At 61.5% G+C, this 21,024-nt stretch carries 19 protein-coding genes and 1 pseudogene; 9 read left to right on the top strand and 11 right to left on the bottom strand.

The genetic code is table 11. The annotated features are described in order from the left end of the window. Positions 1-10 precede the first annotated feature (10 nt). The 10 genes from FJ490_RS27445 to FJ490_RS27400 form a co-directional block, all read right to left on the bottom strand. The gene (locus FJ490_RS27445; RefSeq protein ID WP_281405703.1) at positions 11-1,567 is read right to left on the bottom strand and encodes an aldehyde dehydrogenase family protein; all 1,557 of its coding nucleotides are present in this window, start codon (positions 1,565-1,567) and stop codon (positions 11-13) included. 24 nt (positions 1,568-1,591) lie between these two features. Further along, positions 1,592-3,340 (bottom strand): ABC transporter ATP-binding protein, encoded by a 1,749-nt coding sequence (locus tag FJ490_RS27440; RefSeq protein ID WP_140498494.1) that lies wholly within the window; start codon positions 3,338-3,340, stop codon positions 1,592-1,594. Beyond that, complete coding sequence (locus FJ490_RS27435; protein WP_140513439.1) at positions 3,337-4,095, bottom strand: hypothetical protein; 759 nt, start codon at positions 4,093-4,095, stop codon at positions 3,337-3,339. Before FJ490_RS27435 ends, FJ490_RS27440 begins: the two co-directional genes overlap by 4 nt. 8 nt (positions 4,096-4,103) lie before the next feature. Continuing rightward, positions 4,104-5,861: a hypothetical protein gene (locus FJ490_RS27430; RefSeq protein ID WP_140728622.1), complete on the bottom strand. Its 1,758-nt coding sequence runs from the start codon at positions 5,859-5,861 to the stop codon at positions 4,104-4,106. Between the two features lie 13 nt (positions 5,862-5,874). After that, positions 5,875-6,615: an ABC transporter permease gene (locus FJ490_RS27425; RefSeq protein WP_246672768.1), complete on the bottom strand. Its 741-nt coding sequence runs from the start codon at positions 6,613-6,615 to the stop codon at positions 5,875-5,877. A 72-nt stretch (positions 6,616-6,687) separates the two neighbouring features. Then, the gene (locus FJ490_RS27420; protein ID WP_140498498.1) at positions 6,688-7,629 is read right to left on the bottom strand and encodes an ABC transporter permease; all 942 of its coding nucleotides are present in this window, start codon (positions 7,627-7,629) and stop codon (positions 6,688-6,690) included. Positions 7,630-7,819: 190 nt separating this feature from the next. Next, positions 7,820-9,331, bottom strand: a complete 1,512-nt coding sequence (locus tag FJ490_RS27415) for an ABC transporter substrate-binding protein (RefSeq protein ID WP_181165368.1) — start codon at positions 9,329-9,331, stop codon at positions 7,820-7,822. Between the two features lie 101 nt (positions 9,332-9,432). After that, positions 9,433-10,056 (bottom strand): amino acid synthesis family protein, encoded by a 624-nt coding sequence (locus FJ490_RS27410; RefSeq protein ID WP_140728620.1) that lies wholly within the window; start codon positions 10,054-10,056, stop codon positions 9,433-9,435. Next, a complete protein-coding gene (locus tag FJ490_RS27405) occupies positions 10,053-10,445 on the bottom strand; it encodes a carboxymuconolactone decarboxylase family protein (protein WP_140498501.1) in 393 nt (130 codons plus the stop codon). Before FJ490_RS27405 ends, FJ490_RS27410 begins: the two co-directional genes overlap by 4 nt. A 17-nt stretch (positions 10,446-10,462) precedes the next feature. After that, on the bottom strand, positions 10,463-11,242 hold the full coding sequence (locus FJ490_RS27400) for an alpha/beta hydrolase (RefSeq protein WP_181165367.1): 780 nt from the start codon (positions 11,240-11,242) through the stop codon (positions 10,463-10,465). 149 nt (positions 11,243-11,391) lie between these two features. On the opposite strand from FJ490_RS27400, the gene FJ490_RS27395 reads away from it, so the two are divergent. The 4 genes from FJ490_RS27395 to FJ490_RS27380 all read left to right on the top strand — a co-directional run bounded on the left by FJ490_RS27395 (position 11,392) and on the right by FJ490_RS27380 (position 14,757). Then, positions 11,392-12,114 carry a GntR family transcriptional regulator gene (locus FJ490_RS27395; RefSeq protein WP_181165366.1) on the top strand — a complete coding sequence of 241 codons (723 nt, stop codon included), beginning with the start codon at positions 11,392-11,394 and terminating at the stop codon, positions 12,112-12,114. Then, positions 12,111-13,091, top strand: a complete 981-nt coding sequence (locus FJ490_RS27390) for an aldo/keto reductase (RefSeq protein ID WP_140498503.1) — start codon at positions 12,111-12,113, stop codon at positions 13,089-13,091. Before FJ490_RS27395 ends, FJ490_RS27390 begins: the two co-directional genes overlap by 4 nt. 81 nt (positions 13,092-13,172) lie before the next feature. Further along, positions 13,173-13,853, top strand: a complete 681-nt coding sequence (locus tag FJ490_RS27385; protein WP_140498504.1) for a GntR family transcriptional regulator — start codon at positions 13,173-13,175, stop codon at positions 13,851-13,853. 73 nt (positions 13,854-13,926) lie between these two features. Beyond that, entirely contained in the window at positions 13,927-14,757 is an 831-nt protein-coding gene (locus FJ490_RS27380; RefSeq protein ID WP_181166229.1) for an alpha/beta hydrolase, read from the top strand. Positions 14,758-14,852: 95 nt separating this feature from the next. Here the strand turns inward: FJ490_RS27380 and FJ490_RS33360 are convergent. Continuing rightward, positions 14,853-15,404 (bottom strand): annotated as a pseudogene (locus FJ490_RS33360) (glycerol-3-phosphate dehydrogenase); the annotation flags it as partial. A gap of 341 nt (positions 15,405-15,745) precedes the next feature. Between FJ490_RS33360 and FJ490_RS27375 the strand changes: the two are divergent. The 5 genes from FJ490_RS27375 to FJ490_RS27355 all read left to right on the top strand — a co-directional run bounded on the left by FJ490_RS27375 (position 15,746) and on the right by FJ490_RS27355 (position 21,009). Then, on the top strand, positions 15,746-16,564 hold the full coding sequence (locus tag FJ490_RS27375) for a metallophosphoesterase (protein WP_140800931.1): 819 nt from the start codon (positions 15,746-15,748) through the stop codon (positions 16,562-16,564). 38 nt (positions 16,565-16,602) lie between these two features. Beyond that, a complete protein-coding gene (locus tag FJ490_RS27370; protein ID WP_140525274.1) occupies positions 16,603-17,808 on the top strand; it encodes an ABC transporter ATP-binding protein in 1,206 nt (401 codons plus the stop codon). Next, a complete protein-coding gene (locus FJ490_RS27365; protein ID WP_140498510.1) occupies positions 17,805-18,725 on the top strand; it encodes a sugar ABC transporter permease in 921 nt (306 codons plus the stop codon). Before FJ490_RS27370 ends, FJ490_RS27365 begins: the two co-directional genes overlap by 4 nt. A gap of 29 nt (positions 18,726-18,754) precedes the next feature. After that, on the top strand, positions 18,755-19,615 hold the full coding sequence (locus FJ490_RS27360; protein WP_140728656.1) for a carbohydrate ABC transporter permease: 861 nt from the start codon (positions 18,755-18,757) through the stop codon (positions 19,613-19,615). A gap of 119 nt (positions 19,616-19,734) precedes the next feature. Next, the gene (locus tag FJ490_RS27355; RefSeq protein WP_140498511.1) at positions 19,735-21,009 is read left to right on the top strand and encodes an ABC transporter substrate-binding protein; all 1,275 of its coding nucleotides are present in this window, start codon (positions 19,735-19,737) and stop codon (positions 21,007-21,009) included. Positions 21,010-21,024: the final 15 nt, after the last annotated feature.

Here is a 21,024-nt window from a genome sequence, read left to right as displayed (position 1 = left end):
TGGCAGGCCTTCAAAGCGACATGATGACCGACTTGGTCTCCGTATAAAGGTTCAGCCCTTCCTGTCCCCGTTCCCTGCCCCAGCCGGATTGCTTGAAGCCGCCGGTGGGTATCGCCGCGTCCACCGAGCCGTGTACGTTGACCCCGATCCGGCCCGCGCGAATTCGCCGTACCATCTTGTGGGCGACGCTTAGGTCCCGCGTCCAGACGCTGCCAGCTAGTCCGAAGATGCTGTCATTCGCCTGCCGCGCGATCTGTTCCAGGTCGTCGTCATCGAAGCTCATGGCGCACAGGACAGGACCGAAAATCTCTTCCTGCACCACCGCCATGTCGGGTCGGGTATCGGTCAGCACCGTCGGCGCAATGAAGTTGCCTTCATTGCCTATCCGCGTGCCGCCAAACGCCACGGTTGCACCGGCGCTCCTGCCCTGCTCGATATAGCTCATGACGCGGTCGCACTGGACCGGGGAAATGACCGGCCCCATCTGGACGCCTTCGCTGAGGCCATGACCGACGCGGATATTCCCTGCCCGTTGGCCGATCCCATCCACGATCTGGTCGAACACCTTCTTATGAGCGAACAGCCGCGATCCCGCTGTGCAGACCTGGCCGCTATTGGCAAAAATGCCCTGCGTGACACCGGGAATGGCAACCGACATGTCAGCATCGGGAAAGACGATGACGGGCGACTTCCCTCCCAATTCGAGCGACACTTTCTTCAAATTGCCCGCGGCAGCCTTGACGATGATGCGGCCGACCTCGCTGGAACCCGTAAAGGCAACCTTGTCGATCTGGGGGTGCGAGGCGATCGCTGCGCCCGCCGTAGGTCCAAAACCGGTCACGATATTGATCACGCCGGCGGGAATGCCGGCCTCCTGGACCAGTTCACCGAAGCGCAGCGCCGTCAGCGGCGTCTGCTCCGCCGGCTTGAGCACGATCGTGCAGCCGGTGGCCAGCGCCGGCGCTGCCTTCCAGGACAGCATGAGCAGTGGCGCATTCCACGGAATGATCTGCCCGACGACGCCGACCGGCTCGCGCACCGTGAAGGCATGGTACTTGTCCGGCGCGGAGATCGAAATGGTTTCCCCTGTGATCTTGGTCGCCCAGCCCGCCATGTAGCGGAACATATCCACGCTCAGCGCGACGTCGGAATTCCGGGCATTGGCAAGCGGCTTGCCATTGTTGAGAACCTCCAGTTCGGCCAGTTCATCGGCGTTCTGTTCCAGCAGATCCGCCAGTTTCCAGATGAGACGTCCACGTTCGCTGGGCGTGATGCGGCTCCATGGGCCTTCTTCAAAGGCCCGCCGCGCAGCTTTGACGGCATTGTCGATATCGGCGGCGTCGCCCTCCGGAACCTGTGCAATTATGCGTCCCGTGCCCGGATCATACGTGTCGAAAATCTTCCCGGACTGAGCCGGCACCCATTTTCCATCGATAAGGAGTTTTTTCTCCTGGCGTAAAAAGGACGCCGCCTTCTCTCCAATTCGGAACTGATCAGCATGTGTGTTCATCGAATTCTCCATAGGTATCGGGAAGCGCCTTGTCCGGATTCGTTCAAGGGCGTCCATCTGAAGCGCCCTCGTTAAAGCTTTTCACTCGATCACGAAGTGGTCGGGTCCGACCGCGCGAGGCTGCCGCTTCGGCGGAATGAAATCGAGCGGCCGCACGGGAGACGGCAATTCCGTCACCGGCTTGCCGATCAAGCGGTGCCTGTCCGCGGCCGGCTCCGGGTTCGGCACCGCTGCCATCAGCTTCTGGGTATAGGGATGTTTCGGATTCCCTATCACCTCGCGGCTGGGCCCGATCTCCACAATCTCGCCAAGATACATGACCGCCACGCGGTGGCTGACACGTTCGACAATGGCCATGTCGTGACTGATGAAGAGGTAGGACAACCGCAGGTCCTCCTGCAACTCAAGCAGCAGGTCGATCACCTGCGCCTTTACCGAAACGTCGAGCGCCGAGACGGCCTCGTCGGCTATAATGACCTTCGGGTCGAGCATCAGGGTCCGCGCAATGCAGATTCGCTGACGCTGTCCGCCGGAAAACTCGTGCGGAAGACGGGTGATCATCGACGGTTCGAGGCCGACACGCTCCAGAAGATGTTTCGCCTTGTCCAGGGCCTTGGCCCTGGTCGCCAACCCATGGCATAGCAGGGGCTCCGCCAGGATCGCACCGACGTTTTGCTTCGGGTCCAGGGAACTGAAAGGATCCTGGAAGATCATCTGCACATTGCGCCGGAGATCCGAAAGATCGGACCTGTTGTCGCGCCGCACCGTGCGTCCGTCGAAGACCACCTCGCCGGAATCCGGAGGATTGAGAAACAGGATGCTGCGTCCGGTCGTCGACTTGCCGCAGCCGGATTCGCCAACCAGCGACAGCGTTTCTCCAGGCATGATGTCGAAGCTCAGACCCTCGACGGCATGGAGACGCCCCACCTTGCGACGCATCGCCCCGCCACGCACGTCGAACCGGGTCACCAGCTTGCGCACGCTCAAAACCGGCTTCGGCACAGCATCCTTGGCGGGCGCGCGGTAGGAGCGGGCGACGCCTTGCCCCAGGCGGGGGACCGCGTCGATCAGCATCCTCGTATAGTCCTCGCGCGGACGCTCGAAAACGTCCTTTACTGCTCCCGTCTCCACCACGCGTCCCTTGTGCATGACCATGACGCGGTCGGCGATGTTGGCCACTACGCCCATGTCATGCGTGATGAACAGGATCGCGGTGCCGGTATCGCGCTGGACCTCGTTCAGGAGATCGAGGATTTGCGCCTGTATCGTCACGTCGAGCGCTGTTGTCGGCTCGTCGGCGATAAGCAGCTTCGGCGAGCACGCCAATGCGATGGCGATCATGATCCGCTGCCGCATCCCCCCGGAGAACATGTGAGGATAGTCATTGAACCGCCGCCGCGCGTCAGGAATGCGAACGCGGTCGAAAAGCCGGATGCCCTCCTCCCGCGCCTCGGCATCGCTTAAGGGTCGATGCTGGCGCAGCATTTCCTTGATTTGGGTGCTGACCTGCAGAACCGGGTTCAGGCTCATCATCGGTTCTTGGAAGATCATGCTGGCAATGCCGCCACGCACCCGCCGCAATGTCGATGTCGACGCCCCCACCACTTGCTGGCCATCCACGATGACCGAACCGGTCACTTGGGTATTGCCGGAAAGCAGTCCCATGATCGTCATGGAGGTGACGCTCTTGCCGGACCCCGACTCGCCGACAAGCGCCAGCGTCTCGCCAGCATGGATGGCCAGATCGACATCATGCACCACCTGATGCTTGCCGAAAGCGACGTTGAGGCCTTTTACCTCGACCACTGGATCGGATTTCCGTTCACTCATGAGTTTGGCGCCGGTGCAACAGTGAAGCCCGCCTGCGAGCGAGAGCGCTCCGAAGTTGGAGCCCAGGTGAGCATTTCGAGCGCGTACAGCGCATCCAGCGTCTCGCGCGACAGGGGAATGCCCTTCTGGTGCGCCATGGCGATCTTTTCCCGAGGCCGAACGGCAACGTGCCCGGACGCCTTCAGTTCAGGCCTGCGGGCGCTGACCATGAGAAGCGCGCAGCCCGGCGTCAGCCCGGCGGCGTCGATCGATTCCAGAACCGCCGTGTCCTCACCGAGGAGCGCCGCCAGGGCATCCCGGCCCCGGCCCGAATAAAGCACACCCCGTGCGTCGGGGTCAGCCAACAGCCAGTCGAAGGTTCCATCCCTGGCGATGATGCCGATAGAGGAGAGATTGTAGTCCATCGCACCGACCAGCGTGGCCGGAACAAGCGACAGCTCGGTCGCCGCCAATATCCGGCACATTTCCCATTTGGCGCCGCCTGCATGCGCGGCGAGAGCATCGATCGCGGCAGGTCCCGTTTCCAGAAATGAAACGCCGGCGGCGTCCAGCATCGTGAGCCCGTTCGATTTCCGGTAGCGGAAGCCATGGGAGGGCCGCGGTCCCGCCTGGCGAATTTCATCCAGAATAGCCGGATCGAGCGCCGCACCTGTTGCAACGAGATGAGCGCCCCGGTCAGCGGTTCCGAACGCGTAGCCCAGCGCCCTGAGCGACCACGGCAGGACGCGAGTCAGTTCGGAATAGGCAACAAACATGCTCGTGCTCACAGGGCGACCTCATTCTCATGCTTGCGAACCCGGGAACCCGGCCTGCCAGGCTCGAGGAATTCCGAAGGCAGCGGCTGGTCTTGGAAGAAAGTCCCCCGCACATAGCGGATGCTGAGCGGCGTCGAGCCGCGAATGCCCAGCGACGCAAGGAAAAACCGTATGAGATCGGCGGGGACGAAATCGCGATGCGCGAGCGGATCGCGTATTTCCGCATAGAACAGGCCATCCAGATATTGCACCCGCGAAATGGCGTAATGCAAGTCCGGATGGTCGAGGACGACGTCGCCGGCGCGCTCCTTGTCACCACGGCTGACCAGCACCGCCGCCAGCCTCTGGATCAATCCGATATGATCGATGAAGGATTCGAAACGCTCGTGCGGGTCGATGACCCGCTCGCCGCGCCTTTGTTCGCCATTGTCGATCGAATGGTACCAGAAGTGCTGATGGGTTTCGGCAAGCGTGCGGTCGGCGGTGAGAGCCCAGACGTAGTTCCTGCGCAGGATCTCGCGCAATTCAGCGACCGTCATTGCTGGCTGCAATTGCCGCTTGCGGGCTGCGCCGATCTGGAAATAGGGCGCGATGGCGTCACAAAAGTCCGGTACCACGTCGAGAAGTACGCTGTGGAACTGCTCACTGGTCTCGCCATCCATGACTTCTGCGACGTGCGCAGCAACGTCGCCCCAGCACCGAAACTGTCCTTCGCGCAGGCTTGCCGATATGCGTGTCAGGTTCTCGATGACGGTTTCGTTGGCCACCACGTAGTCCTGCGTCTGTGGGTCGGTCTGCGCATAGATGCGGATGGTGCTCTCTATCGAGCCGCGGACAACTGAAATGCTTCCCGCATCGACCGGCAGGCTTTTTGCGTAGCCAAGAGCCGCCTCGCGTACGGTCACCCATGTGGCGACCCAATGCGGCCAGCGCTGGAGGGCAACGCACATGCCCTGGCCTGAGGAGTTGCCTATTCCAAGCCCGCGCGCGATCGAAATGTCGAGCTGCGCTGCGTCCGGATTGCGCCGCCGCGCCACGGCATTGACGAGATCGATGGAGACGAGCCGCACCAGGTAGATGGCGAAGATATCCGCAAAGAACGGGTGCGCCAGCGGATGCCCCTCGGGAATGCCCGGATAGGAAACCGTGCCATTCCGGCCGCTGCTTTGAAAGCCACCGTTCCGCATGAGATAGGCGATGCCGAGCTCGGGGGCGGGCTGTTCGCCGCGGGACAGTGCTTCGACTACGGCGTCGAAATGCCGGCTGCTGCGATTGGCCGGGGTCCAGCCGACCACATCCGAATCCGTACGCATCTGGCCTTCAGCCTTGATGTCGAATGTTTCAAATTCCCGCTCGATACGCGGTTGGCTGGCAAGATTGACGAAGAGCGCGCCGAACATGTCACGGTCCGCGCCATCGGAGCGGCGTCCGACTTTTTCGATTCCGTCCCATGGATATGCTCGGGCAATATAGGAGAAGGAATGGCCTTCCGCGTCGATCCGGTAGACGAATCTCGCCGCGCCGTCATCGCCGCATTCCGCCGAGATCATCCTTATCTGCCAGCGTTCGCGAACGATCCTGCGCAACAACATGTCGGCAAAACTGACGCGCGAAGCCTTGAAGCAGCGAAGGTTCTCCACACGCATCAGAACATCCGCCGGCCGCATCCATCGCCGCGCTTTCAGGGCACCTTCCCGGCCGGCAAACTCCTGCAGGCGTTGTTCTATGAATGCCGGCAGCGGCGGCTCGATCTGGTTAGACGTCATTTCCCTGTTCCAATCAGCGATCATTGCGGGACGCGGCCTCGTTCATGCTCGACCCGACAAGATAAAATGTGAAAACTGTAAGGGCGACGGCAGCGCCCGGCCCGAGGCTGAGCAGCGGCAGGATCGGCAGGAACATCGAACCGTCGCGTACCATGCCGCCCCAGTCCGGAGCCGGCGGAGGAACGCCCAGCCCCAGGAAGCTGAGGCTTGCGGAGGTGAAGATCGCGAAGGCCACATTGATTGCGAACTGCGCCCACACCACGCGCATCGTGTTTGGCATGATATGATGGCGGATGATCCAGAAAGAGCTTGCGCCCGTGGCGCGCGCAGCTTCCACGAAGACCATTTCCCGGACGACGAAGACCTGACCACGAACCAGCCGGGCGACCGTCGGCGCGGTGACGACACCCAGCGTGACCGCCAGGTTGACCAACGATGGCCCGAGCATCGCGGTGATGATCAATGCGAGAACGAGCCCCGGCAAGGCGATGAAAATGTCGATGATCTGGACGAGGACAAAATCGATCCAGCCACGGAAAAATCCGGCGATCAGGCCAATGGGGGCGCCGATCAGCACAGCCACTATGGCCGCCGAAGCGCCCACCTGCAGTGAAACCCTTGTTCCGTAGATGACGCGCGACAGCACGTCCCGGCCAAGTTGATCCGTGCCAAGGATGTTTTCAGCCGAAGGCGGGCCGAGGACGTTTACCGTCGTGGCGGTCGGGTGCAGGGGCGCGATCAAGGGCGCGAACACCGCGATCAAAGTGATGATCACCAGAAGCGTCAGGCCAAGGACCAATCGGAATGGAAGTTTTCTCATTGGATGCTAAGCCGATGTTCGCACGAGCGGATTGACGAGGCTGTAGGTCACGTCCGCCACAAGGTTGAGGATCATCACGCCGACGATGATCACCATTCCAACCGACAGCATGACAGGAAAATCCCGGGACGAGATCGCTTCCACCAGAAGCCGGCCCATGCCCGGCATCGAAAAGACGGTTTCGGTGACGACCGCGCCGCCAACCAGTTGTCCAAGCGAAAGACCGGCATAGGTGATCAAGGGCAATATGCTGTTGGGCAGAATGTGCCGGTAGGAAATGCGCGCCTCGGACAGCCCCTTCGAACGCGCGGCCTGGATGTAGAGGCTGCCTTTCACCGACTGGTATTCGGCTTTATAGACGAGCGTGAAGGAGCTGAAATAAAAGGTCGTAAGCGTGATGACGGGCAGGATCATGTGGATGAGATGCTGCCCGGCGCCCCGTGACCACGGCGACCATCCGGTCGTCGGCAGCCAGCGGAGCTGAACCGAAAAAAGGTAGATCAGCAGCAGTCCGAGAAAGAAATTGGGCACGGTGATGCCGACGATGCTGACGGCGGCGGTGAGCCGCTCCACCAGCTTTTTCATGAACGTCGCCGAATTGATCAGCGTGGCCCCCAGGAATGCGATGAGGATCGCCCAGGATGCCAGCTCAAGCGTTAGAGGAAGGGCATCCGCGATCATTTGCGCGACAGGCTGTTGGGTGGAATAAGACCGGCCCAGGTCGCCCGACAATGCGGCGCTGATCCAGTTCCAGTAACGCGACAGGATGGGCTGGTCGAAGCCTAGCTTCGCGTTGAGTTCGGCGATCGATTGAGGGGATGCGTTCTCCCCCAGCATGATCGCCGCCGGCGTCCCCAGAAAGGACGTCACCGACGTGAACAGCAGAAACGTCAGAACGATAACGTTCGGAACCATGATCGCTATGCGGGAAAGTACAAGCGCAAGCATGCCGGCCTCAGTTCATCGCGAAGGATTGAAGAAACGTCTCCGGGGAGCCCGTCTCGCAAAGCGGGCGGTTGGGGCACATCCGATGGGCGGCGGTCATAATGGCGATCAAGTTCCTCTACCGGTTGCAGGCGGGACCGGGTCTACCCGCGCCAGACGCCGCGGCGCGGCGCGCCGCGGCAAAGCATGAAGATCAGGCCTGCGTTTTCCAGACGTAACGGAACCGCGGGATCTCGTCCGGCATCGGAGCGAACCCTTTGACGGTGTTGCGCATGGCGTTGAATTCGATGCTGAACCCGACGGGCATGTAAGGCAGATCGGCAGAAATCTGACGCTGGATCTTTTCGTACAATTCCTTGCGGCGCGCCTGATCGGAAATTACCCGCGCTTCATCGATCCATTTGTCCACTTGGTCATTCTTGTAGCCCGTGGAGTTCGCGGTGCCTTTGCTGGAGAAGAGATAGTGGATCAGGCCGTCGGGATCCGCCCGTTGCGTCCAGCGCATCGGCGTGAAGCGTATCTCGCCTGAGACCGCCTTTGCGTAGTAGTCGCTTTGGGGGACCGGCTCGAGCTCAATGTTGAGGCCGATCGCGTCGAGGTCTTCCTTGGCAAGTTCGGCAAAGCGTCGCAGCGTATCGCCGCTTGGCGCCGCAAGCTTGATGGTGGTGCCCTTCAGGCCGGAATCAGCCACGATCTTGCGCGCCTTTTCCGGATCGTATTCGTAGTGCACCAGATCGGTTGGGGTCCACCACAGGCCGTCTGGCGTGAAGCTGTCGGAAATCTTGCCTTGCCCCGCCCATATGATCTGGTTGATGCGGTCGCGGTTGAGGCCATGCGCGATGGCCTGGCGTAGTTCCGGCTTGTTATATGGCTCGGCGTCCCACCGCCACTGGTAGGAATACCAGACGCCACCCTTCGACGGCACAAGCTCGATGTCCGGGCTGGCCTTGGAAAGGCGCGTATCCAACGGATCAAGCTGGCTTATGAAATCCAGTTCACCGATGGCCATGCGCTGAATGCCGACGACGTTCGTCGGAATGTCATGGAAGGTAATGCCGTCGAGATATGGCATTCCCTTCTGCCAATAGCTGTCGTTCTTGGTGAGCGCGATGCGCGACCCGCGGACCCATTCGCCGAAAACGAACGGACCGGTCCCGACAGGATTGGAACCGACGTCGCTGCCGTATTTCTTGGCCGCAGTTGGCGAAGCCATCAGCCCTGCGCGGTCGGCAAACAGCGCCAGCAGCGGCGGATAAGGTTCCTTCATGTCGATGGCGACGGTGAATTCATCCAGCACTTCGACATTCTTGACGCCTTCCAGCAACTTGAGCTGCGATGAGTTGCCTTTCGGATCGAGACGTGCATCAAGGTTCCATTTCACGGCCTCGGCGTTGAACGGTGTGCCGTCATGGAACTTCACGCCTTCCTGCAGCTTCAGGACCACGCGCTTGCCGTCGTCCGAAAACTCCCAGCTTTTCGCCAGGGCAGGCTTCAGGGAGAAGTCCGCCTCGGTCTCGAGAAGCGTATCGAATATCAGGAAAAGGATCTGCCGCTCGGTCCATTGCGACGACTGAAGCGGGTCGAGCGTGCGGACGTCGCTGATGAAGCCGACGTTGAGCATGCCGCCGGTGACCGGCTGGGTATCTTGAGCCAGCGCTACCGCCGGCAAAGAGGCCACGATTGCGAAGCCGCTGACGGCGGCCATAAATTGCCTTCTATCCATGACAAATCCTCCGTTGGTTCAGTTCCCGATATTATCGGCATTGCCGTTATTGGCCTCCGGGCAAGGACCCGGAGGCTTGCGCGTTATTTGCTCTCGGCTGGCAGCGGCCGGCCGGCCTGATCGACTCCCATGATCCGCATGTCGTTGAACCGATCGCCGATGCGATGGTGCGGACGCCCGCCGCTCGCGGCGCCCAAGGCGATGACGATCTCGTCATGCGCGGGCGCGTCGGGAATGGTGAATTCCACGGTCAGAAAATGAGCGCGGCTTCCCTTCTTCTCAGCGTCCTTGTGGGTCAAGGGAACGGTGAGCGCGGTGCCGGCGCCGGCACGCTTGTTCGTGAACGGGAGAAAGGAATCGCCACCAGCGGCGATGCGGAAGACATTGCCGAAATGCAGCGTGTGGATCAGGCCGGCCGCGTGTTCGACTTCGCCGTCCGTCCCGGTCACCGCGCACTTTCCAAACGCTTCTATCCTGTCCGGACCGCCCATGATCGCCACCAGGCGAGGCACGAGGGCATCCGTGAGAGCCTTGGCGTGCTCAATGATGTGCGGCTGCAGGTCCTCGACGAATGCCGATCCTGCCCAGGGATTGCGGATTACCGCCGCGCAGGCGGCCATGCGAAGCGGAACCGGCGCGACGCGCCCCCCTTCGATAAGCGTGTCCTCGACGAAATCGACGATCTTGCGGATCAGGACCCCAGTCATTTTTCCACTCCGCCGGCTGCGAGTTCGGCAAGCACGCGGTTGGCAATGCGATGGCATTCGACGCCGACAGGAACGCCGCAATAAATCGTGAGATGGGTTATCAACGCGTCCAGCTCGTCACGGGTGACCCCGTTGCGAAGGGCGCCGCGAAAATGCAGTTCCCACTCATGCATGCGGTTGAGCGCGGCAATCATGACGATGTTCAGCATGCTGCGGGTCCTGGCATCCAGCCTGTCGTCACCCCAGGCCGTTCCCCAGCAATATTCTGTGATAAATGACTGAAAACCCTTGGAAAACTCGGTTGCCTTGCTCAGCGAATTTTCAACATATTCGCTGCCGAGCGTCGCCTTGCGCCGCTCCAGCCCACGCTCAAATAGCGTCTCGTTCATTCGTCTTCCCTTCATTTTCAGCGTGGACGCAAAAGGAACTCGCGGACATGGTCGGACACCAGCTTGGATGCCTCGACCAGGACGCTGTGCTTCAGGCCGGCCAGAATGCGTAATTCCGAATCGGGGATCAGCCGGTGCATCGTCTCGGCCATCCGGACATTCGACCCCTGATCGAATTCGCCCGTCATCACCAGCGTTGGCTGTCTGATCTCGGGAAGCCGATCCACCAATTCGGTAAGGCCGAACACCCGATACGCCTCCAGGTAAGACGGCACGTGGACAGCCTTGAGCTCGGCAATTCGCCGCTCGATTACATCGGGATGGCGCTCGGCGAATTCCTTGGTGAACCAGCGGTCGTGCGCAGCACCAACGACTGCGTCCATACCGCCGTCGCGGATCATCTGCAGGCGCGCCACAACCTTCTCACGTTCGGCGGGGGTGCGCCCCGCAACTGCGGAAAGAAGCACGACGCGCTCAAACCGGTCCGAATAGGAACAGGCCAGTTCTTGCGCGATCAAGCCCCCCAATGAAAAGCCGACCAGATGGGCTTTGCGCACGCCGGCGTCGTCCATCACCCGAACGATATCGGCGGCAAACTTCTCGACGGAATATTCCGAATCGATGTGCGCGGACTGACCATGACCGCGCAGGTCGGAGCGAATAATGTCGAAGCTGCCCTCCAATTGGAGGCTGACGTCCTCCCAGCTTTGCAGGTTGGCGCCGACACCGTGCACCAGCACGAGAGGATGGCCCTTACCGCTTCTCTCATAGGCGATGAGATCGTCTTTGGTGCGCATCGGCGCCATCCCAGGTCCCTCGTTCGAACTCGATTTTTTTGGTATACCGACAGACAGGCATATGGTCAACCGTATTTGAATCGGCTACTTGTGATGAAAGAGTCGAACGCGTAGCTGTCATGGAAGGAACGACGGGAGAGGACGCCGCGATGCATGAATGGACGGACTGGTCGATTGCGGATTCGCCGACATTGCGCGAGCAGACCGTTGTCACGCTGCGCGAGGCGTTGTTCAACGAAGTGTTCAAGCCGGGTGACAAGCTGGTGGAACGGAAGCTTGCCGAGCAGACCGGCGTAAGCCGCACAAGCATTCGGGAAGCGCTGAGCCAGCTTGAGTCCGAAGGGCTTGTGACTCGGGTAGCCGGCAAGGGCATGTTCGTGACCCGCTTGTCGGAACGGGAAGTCCGGCAGATCTACGAGGCCCGCGCAATCCTGGAATCGGCCATGGCGCGCCTGTTTGTCGAACGGGCCAGCCAGGAACAAATGGACGAATTGGCGCGGCGTATTTCGGAAGCAGGCGAAACCGACACCTCCGAGCTTGCCAGGCAGCATGCCGAGAAGCTCGACGCGGTGTGGGACATCATCATGCAAGGCGCAGGCAACGACATCACCAGGCAAATGACCTTTCTCCTGCATGGCCGCGTCACCTATCTGCGCACCGTCACCACCCGCGTCGCCTCGGCTGAACGGCGCAGGAATACGATGGCCTTGCTCCACGGCATTTTCGACGCGCTGCGCGCGCGCGATGCCGACCTCGCCGAAAAGCTCACGCGCGGGTATGTCGAAAGATCCGCGGCTTTCGCGCTGTCGCTGCTGCGGGACTCTGGGCAGAACGCCAAATCCTCATCACGCAAGCAACGGATCGACACATGAACTATGTCAGGCTCGGCAAGAGCAATCTGAAGGTATCCCGGCTATGCCTCGGCGCGATGGGATTCGGATCCGCGGGATGGCGGGCCTGGGTGCTCGATGAGAAGGCGTCGGCGCCGATCGTTGCGCGCGCCCTCGACCACGGCATCAACTTCTTCGACACCTGCGACTTCTATTCGGCTGGCGAGAGTGAACGCATTCTCGGCCAGATACTCGTTCTCAAGCAGCCGCGCGACAGCTTCGTCATCGCCACCAAGGCGGGAAACCCGATGGCCGCGCATTGCAACGGCCGCGGCTACTCCAGAAAGCACCTGTTCAAGGCAATCGACGATTCGTTGGTCCGCCTTGGAACCGATCACGTGGACCTCTTCCAGACGCATATCTGGGACAAGGACACCGACCTCGACGAACTGGTCGATGCCATGGCGGATATCGTGCGCGCCGGAAAGGCGCTCTATGTAGGCGTCACGACGATGCCCGGCTGGACACTCGCAAAATGCCGTGCGGCTGCCAGCGCACGCGACCTTCCGGCATTCATCTCGATGCAATGCGAATACAATCCCGCTCACCGGGAGTGCGAGCGGGAACTGCTTGCCTACTGCCGCCACGATGATGTTGCCCTGATACCGTTCAGCCCGATCGCGCGCGGCTTCCTTGCCGCGGACCGCCGCAATCCCGGCCAGCAGACGGCGCGCACGAAAAGCGACGACTATACGCAGAGATATTACCACCGCGACGGCGACCACGCCGTGCGCGAAGCCGTCGCTGCCGTTGCCGCCGACATCGGAAAGACACCGGCGCAGGTGGCTCTCGCCTGGACATTGGCGCGCCCCGGCATTACCGCGCCCATCTTCGGAGCGACCTCGACAGACCATGTCGACGAGGCAGTCGCGGCATTGGACATAGTGCTTACGCCCGAACATATCGACCGCATCGACGGGGCTTACGAGCCACGGCCGCTGAACGCCTCAGGCCACTGAATGAAGCACAATGCTTGCGGTAAGCTGATATGCTTGTGAAATTGCACTCGTTCGCGCACGTTTCAAGGGAGCAAATCCGCCGTGTATGATCTGCGAGTCCATGCTCCGCCGCGCCTGTACACGCAGGTGGCCGATACCATCCGCAACGCCATCGTCGTCGGAGAACTGGCGCCGGGAGAGCGGCTGGTGGAGCGCACGCTTTGCGAGCGCATGGGCGTTTCGCGGACGTCGCTCAGGGAAGCGATGCGCGAGCTCGAGAACGAGGGCCTGGTCACGAACCTGCCCAACCGGGGGCTTATCGTCTCTGTCGTCGATCCCAAGATCGCGAAGGACATTTTTGACCTTCGCGAGGCGCTGGAGGCGCTTGTATGCAGGTTGTTTTGCGAGAATGCGACTGACGATCATATCACGCGTTGTCGGGGCGTGTATGACGAGCTGATGGAAACCTATCGCGTCGGTGTGGCGCGCGAAATGATAGCTGCAAAGACTAGATTCTACGACGTCTTGATAGCGGGCGCGAACAATTCCGAGGCGGAACGGATGCTTCGCAGCATCCATATGCGGGCCTCACAGTTGCGCATGATTTCTCTTTCCGATGCAGAGCGGCGAAAGGCATCTCAGGAAGAGCTGGCAGCCCTGCTCGACGCCCTGGTGAACCGCAGGGCATCGGATGCCGAGCGGCTTGCAAAAAAGCATGTACGCAAAGCCGCCCAGTTCGCGCTCGGGATGATCGAACAGCTTGAAAACCAATCCGTCAGCTGATCGGCGGCGCTTGAAAGCGCGAGACGCCGCCCGTCCGCCGCTACCCGCGGCGACGGTGAAGGAGAATTATGTCGTGGCGGGCGGCATCCGTACGCGCTATTTCGAAGCTGGCAGCGGACCGGCCGTGATCCTTCTGCACGGCTCGTCACTGGCGATCGATGCCTGGTCCACCTGGCACAACACCATCCCGGCACTCGCGCATGACTTCCGGGTGCTGGCGCCCGATCTGGTCGGCTTCGGTCTCTCGGATGCGCCGGTGGACGGGAAACACGTTCCCCGCCTCGAAAGGCGGCATCACGTTTCAGCCTTCATCGAAGCGCTCGGCGTCACCCGATGCGCGCTCGTCGGCCATTCCGAAGGCGGTTTCATCGCGGCAATGCTCGCCGTTGAAAAGCCGGGTCTGGTCGATAAGGTGGTCGTCGTGAGCAGCGGTGCGACCTCCCCGCGCCTCGGCGGAAATGAGGACCACGCTTGGCAGGCAGCAGCGGCAGCAGCGTATAATGTGCTCGAGGGATGCGACACCGAGGAAGACTTTCTGCGAACCAATGCGAGGCTAAGCACGAAGAATCCGCCGGAGTTCGTGGAGCTGCTAAAAAAGAACTATCGCCTGGCCTGCGAGTCCGGTCAGTTGGAGCGCTTCAAGCAGGCTGCCCGGAAAAAGGACGACACCGAATATACCCAGATCCAGGAGGACCATCTCCTTCCGCATTTGCCCACCATGCACGCCAAGCTGTTCATAGCCTGGTCAGGTTGCGACGAAACCGTGCCGGTGGCGCGCGGCATCAAGCTGCTGGAACGCGCGCCGCAAGCCGACATGCACATTTTCGCCAATGCCGCTCACATGGTCATGATCGATCGCCCACGCGAATTCAATGGAGTTGTCCGGGACTGGCTTGGCAGCTAGCGCCGGTCAAAAAACCGTCCAGCTTATGACCCACAGCAAGTCGTCCCAAGAGGGCCGCCATGCCGCGGGAGGATGTCCTCGGGCGTGCGCCCTCACTCCCTCGCCACCAGGTAACGCGCTTCCGAGTCGTAGAGCAGCCCGCCATAATGCTGCCCGAGGTCGGACATGCCAGCCGTGGCGCCCACCACCTCCTGGCCGCGTGCCGTAGAGCCACCCGTAATGATGAACGAGCGCGCACGGCATCCACGGCCATGTTTCGCATAATCCGTTGACGGAAGGCTCAAAGTCCGCGTTCGGCATGTTGCCGCCCGGCAGCGGCACACTCGCGGTCCAGTCGCCCCCCATCTGCGGAAAGATATGTTCGAGGCGATGGAGGCCGCGCTAGGCCAATTTCCGGAAGGTCGTGATCTTGCCGCCGAAGACATTGAACAGTGGCGCGCCCCCGGTCTCGTCAACGTCGAAGACGTAGTCGCGCGTAACCGCCGAAGGGTCCCATTGCCGTCGTCGAACAACAGCCGCACGCCCCAGAACGCATACAGCAAGTCCTGGGGCGCAGCTTCTCTTTTGAAGTAGCGGTTCACGGCCGCGCTCAAATACTCGATCTCGGTCTGGTCGATCTGCACCGCTTCGGCAGCACCCTCATAGGCGCGGCAATTAGAGGTGCGGCTACGGTCGCGATTTTTATCTTGATATTTTTATCAAGCTGTGAAATTTTTTTCAATTAAATGCTGGAGGAAGTTTTCCGCACCTCAGAATGCCCTGACAATGGGCATCGGACGGAGAACACGATGGGAGGTTCAATATGCCGGTCCAAGCCGTTTCAACCGAGTGAGCCTTTCCTGCGGGAGACGCCGCGTCCTGGACCTAAAAATCCGACGTCGTCGTCACACCTTCACAGGCAGGGGAAAGAATGCGTCCGCCTTCAGGCGCTTCTTTCGACACGACGAGATCAACACCGCAAGACGCGGCAAAGGTTCCAGAACGTCCGATGACGCGAATAGTGCAGATTTCCGATACCCATCTCAGCCCTGGTAAGCGGCATTTCCTTGCCAACAGCCAGCCGCTCCTCGACTGGCTGAAGGAAAGCGATGCCGACCTCGTTATCCATACAGGCGACGTCACCGTGGATGGCGCCGATGTCGAGGAGGACATGCGCTATTGCGCCGAGATGATGGACTCCATCGGACTGCCCTATCTCGCCGTGCCGGGCAATCACGACGTGGGCGAGCCCAAGCATCTCTATCAGCCAGTCAACGCAGAACGCCTGGCCCGCTGGCGACGTCATTTCGGGCCGGACTGGTGGCATCGCGACATCGAGGGCTGGCGCCTGATCGGACTCGATTCGATGCTGTTCGGCAGCGACGAGCCGGCCGAAACGGAGCAGATCGCGTGGCTGGAAAACGCCATGCGCGAAGCGTCCGGGCGCCGGATCGGCTGGTTCACCCATCGCCCGCTCTTCATCGGCGAGCCGACCGAAGGCGACGTTGGATACTGGGCGCCCACTCCCGAGCCTCGCGCGCAACTGCTCGACATGGTGCGCCGCTACGACGTGGCCTTCGTGGCCAGCGGCCACCTGCACAAACTCTACGATCGTCAACTCGGCGGCGTCCGGTACCTGTGGGGGCCGTCGTCCGGCTTCCTCGTCGAGGCGCACTTGCAGCCGGAAGGGATGGCCGGAGAAGCCACCTTGGGCGTGCTCGTCTACGACTTTTCCGGGTCCGATTTCACCGTGCGGCCTCATGAAATTCCGGGCCTCACACCCTTTTTCATCGGTGATGTCGTGCATGAGGTCTATCCACCGAGATAGCGCCTCTACCCAATTGTTCGCGAAACGGAGCAACCCCAGTGGCTGCAGTGGAAATAAAGAACCTTTCGAAGTCCTTCGGGCCCCACCGGGTTCTCAAAGACATCAACCTGTCCATCAACGATGGCGAGTTCCTGACGCTTGTCGGCCCCTCCGGCTGCGGAAAATCGACGCTCATCCGCATCATCGCCGGCCTCGAGCCGCAAACCTCGGGCTCGATCCTCGTCGATGGCGCGCCGATCGATCATCTGAGGCCGCATGAGCGGCGCATCGCCATGGTGTTCCAGAGCTACGCGCTCTACCCGCACATGTCCGTCTTCAACAACATGGCGCTGCCCCTGACGATGACCGGGCTTAGCCTCTACGAGCGCCTGCCGCTCGTCCGCCTACTCTCGTCCCGGCGCCGCAAGGTGATGCAGGAGATCGGCAAGCAGGTCAGGGGCATCGCGGCGCAACTTCAGATTGAACCTCTTTTAGAGCGCAAGCCCGCCCAGCTCTCCGGCGGCCAGCGTCAGCGCGTCGCGCTCGGTCGCGCCATGGTGCGCCAGCCCGCCGCTTTCCTGATGGACGAGCCACTTTCTAACCTCGACGCCAAGCTGCGCGTCCACATGCGTAGCGAGCTGGCCGAGCTTCACCAGAGACTCGGCGCGACATTCGTCTACGTCACGCACGACCAGGTCGAGGCGATGACCATGTCAAGCCGGGTCGCCATGATGGAAGGCGGAGACATCCTTCAACTCGGCACGCCCGACGAACTCTACGACAGGCCGGCCAACGTCCAGGTCGCCCAGTTCATCGGCAGCCCGACGATCAACCTGATTCCCGTGACGGTGGGGGTCGGTGGGCGGCTGGAATTGCTCGGAAAGCCTCTGCCGATCGGCACCGCCCTCCCCGCCGGAGAGAAAGCGACGATCGGCGTCCGCCCGGAAATGATCCTGCCCGGCGCGGTCTCGGGCCAGTCGGCGGACCAGGTCCCGCTTCCGGCGAAGCTGCGGCGCAGCGAGCATCTCGGCTCCGAGAAGATCCTGCATTTCGATGTTCCCTCGCTCCCTGGGATCTTGGTGACCTCGCGCATAGGCGCGGGCGTGCCGGACGGTGAGGTCGAGAACACCGAACTCTTGTTCCATCCCTCGGCCTGCCATGTCTTCGATGCCGCCGGAAACCGCGTGGAACCCCAAGTTTCCCAAGACGCGGCCACCGCCGCCAAGGGAAAGCTGCGCCTCGCAGAGGGAGCGCGCGCATCATGAGCCTGACCGCGGTACCCGCTCCGCCCGCCCGGCCCGGTGCCCGGCAGGCCTTCATCGAGAGGCTGGTCGCCGGCGGCTTCGCGCTGCCTGCCCTGCTTTTGCTGGTGCTGACGATTCTCGTGCCGCTCGGCGTGCTCGGTTATCTCAGTTTCACCGACTACGAGCTCGGCGAGGTCGATGTCCATTATGTCGGCCTGCAAAACATCACCGACGCGCTGACCGATCCGGAATTCCGCCGCGCACTCAAGAACACGCTCGTCTACGTCGCGATCGTCCTGCCCGGCTCGGTGATCCTGTCGCTGCTCGTCGCCGTCCTCGTTCACCGCCGCAAGCGCACCCGCTCACTCTACGAAATCATCTACTTCCTGCCTGTGACCTCGACCTTCATCGCCATGGCGACCGTGTGGCAGTTCCTGCTGCACCCCAGCCTCGGCCCGGTGAGCGCGGTGCTGCGCTGGCTCGGCATCGGCGAGGTCGCCTTCCTGAGCAATCCCTCGCTGGCGCTGCCGACGCTTGCCGTGATCGGCATCTGGCAACTGGTCGGCTTCAATATGATCCTGTTCCTGGCCGGCCTCTCGACCATTCCAAAGGACCTCTACGAAGCCGCCGAGATCGACGGCTGCGGCGGCGAAATCGACCGCTTCCTGACGATCACGTGGCCGCTGCTGGGACCGACGACCATGTTCGTCATCGTCACCAGTTCGATCACCGCCTTCAAGGTGTTCGACACGGTGGCGGTGCTGACCCATGGCGGTCCGGTGGGATCGACCGAGGTCCTGCTCTACAAAGTCTACCTCGAAGGCTTCCAGTACTTCCGCATGGCGTATGCGTCGGTCCTCACCTTCATCTTCCTCATTTTCATTCTGGTCTTCTCGATCCTCCAGACCGTCGTCATGGACCGCAGGGTGCATTACTGATGACCGACACAACCATCACTGCTCCCGCGATGACGGGCACAACAACCACACCAGCTGGCTCCGCCGGCCGGCGCTTCGCCTCTCTGTTCATCACTCACGGCATCCTGATCACCGGCGCGGCCTTCATTCTCCTGCCTTTCCTGTGGATGCTGGTGACCTCGACCAAGCCGCCGGAAGAGGTGTTCAACGCCCAGCTCAGGATCTGGCCGAAGCATTTCTACGGCTTCGAGAATTATGCGATGGCGCTGACCACCGCGCCGCTGCTGCGCTTCGCTCTCAACGGCGTCATAGTGTGCGGCGGCATCCTCATCATCCAGCTTCTGGTCGCCATCCCATGCGCCTACGCGTTGGCCAAGCTGAAGTTCCCGGGCCGCAACCTGCTTTTCGTCCTCGTCCTGCTCGGCCTATGCGTGCCCGAACAGGTGCCGGCGCTGCCGATCTACATCGCGCTGGCGAAGATGGACCTGCTGAATACCTATTTCGCCATGATGGTGCCCTTCTTCCTCTCAGTCTTCGCGATCTTCCTGTTCAGGCAGTTTTTCCGTTCCTTCCCCGACGACATCATTCATGCCGCGCGGCTCGACGGGATGAGCGAGTTCGAGATCGTGTGGCGCATCGTCACGCCCAGCGCCATGCCGGCGATCGCCGCCTTCGCGGTGTTTTCCTTCGTCGCGCACTGGAACGACCTCTACTGGCCGCTAATCGTCATATCCGACGTCAACCTGGCGCCGCCGCCGCTCGGCATGATGTTCTTCTCGGACGCCGAAGCCGGCACCAATTACGGCGCACTGACGGCCGCCGCGACCATCCTGACCGCGCCTCTGCTGCTCGCGTTCCTGTTCGCACGCCGCCGCTTCATCGAGGGCGTCACGATGACCGGCGTGAAATAAAACTGACAACTGGCGCGGCTAGAAGCCCGGTCGCGCCGTTCCCCCACACCTTTCGCGGGGCAAGGCGGCATCATCGCCTCAAGAGCATCGGGCAAATCGCATAACCGGAGGAAGTCTTAATGAAATTCCTGTCAAAGATCATCGCGGCCTCGGCCGTATTGCTGGGAGCGGCGTCGACAGCGCTGGCCCAGTCTCCCGTGACGCTCGACGTCTACTACGCATTCCCGGCCTTCGCGAAGTTCCATGAGCCGCTGGCCGCGGAATTCATGAAGGAACATCCCGACATCAAGATCCAGTTCCGCGCGCCGGCGGCCAGCTACGACGAAGGCCACCAAGCCATGCTGCGGGCCTCCATCACCAACAACCTGCCCGACGTCTATTATTCGGGCTATCACGTCCTGCATGAATTGGTCGGCAAGCTGAAGGCGCGCAACCAGATATTGGACCTCGGCACGATGATGGACGCTGAGTCGAAGGAATGGCGCGACGCCAACTACGCCGGCAACATTCTCGACCTCGGCCGGGTGGACGGCAAGCTCTACGGACTGGCCTTCAACGCTTCCATGCCGATCATGTTCTACAATGCCGACCTGGTTAAAAAGGCCGGCGGCGATCCCGACAACATGCCTACCGACTGGCCGGGCATTATGGAACTCGCCAAGAAGATCAAGGCCACCGGTTCCGGCATCGCCGGCCTCGCCTACAATATTCATGACTGGCCCGACGAATGGCTCTGGGACGCCATGTTGATGCAAGGTGGGGGCGAGCTGACCAAGGACGGCAAAGTGGCCTTCGGCGACGAGCACGGCCTGAAGGCGCTGGAATATTTCCGCAGCTTCGTCACCGATGCCGGCATGCCGTTGATCGACTGGGATCAGTCGCGCCAGGCCTTTATCGCCGGCCAGATTGGCATCTTCTTCGATACGCCTGCCCGTCTCAGCCAGGATACCGAACTGATCGGCGACCGATTCAAGCTGCGTACCGCGGTCTTCCCGGTCGACGACAAGGAAAAGGGTGGCCTGCCCACAGGCGGCAACGCGGCGGTGATCACTGCCTCCGACCCGGCAAAGCAGAAGGCGGCCTGGGAATTCCTTAAATTCGTCACCGGCCCCAAGGCGCAGGAGCAGGTCGTGAAGATGAGCGGCTACCTCCCGACCAACAAGGCCGCCACCGGGACCGACTATCTCGGCCCGTTCTACGAAGCGAACCCGAATTACGCCACCGTTGCCAAGCAGATGGCACTGTCGCGCCCGTGGCCCGGCTATTCGGCGGGCAACACGGTCCGCATCTGGCGCACCCAGCGCGAGATCATCAGCAAGGTCATGAGCGGCGACGTATCCATCAAGGACGGGCTCGACAGCCTCGTCTCCGAAACACAGGCACTCATGAAATAAGTCGCCATGCCACGC

The sequence above is a fragment of the Mesorhizobium sp. B2-5-11 genome (genome assembly GCF_006440835.1).
Taxonomy (GTDB): Bacteria; Pseudomonadota; Alphaproteobacteria; order Rhizobiales; family Rhizobiaceae; genus Mesorhizobium.
This window is presented reverse-complemented; position numbering and strand designations above follow the sequence as displayed.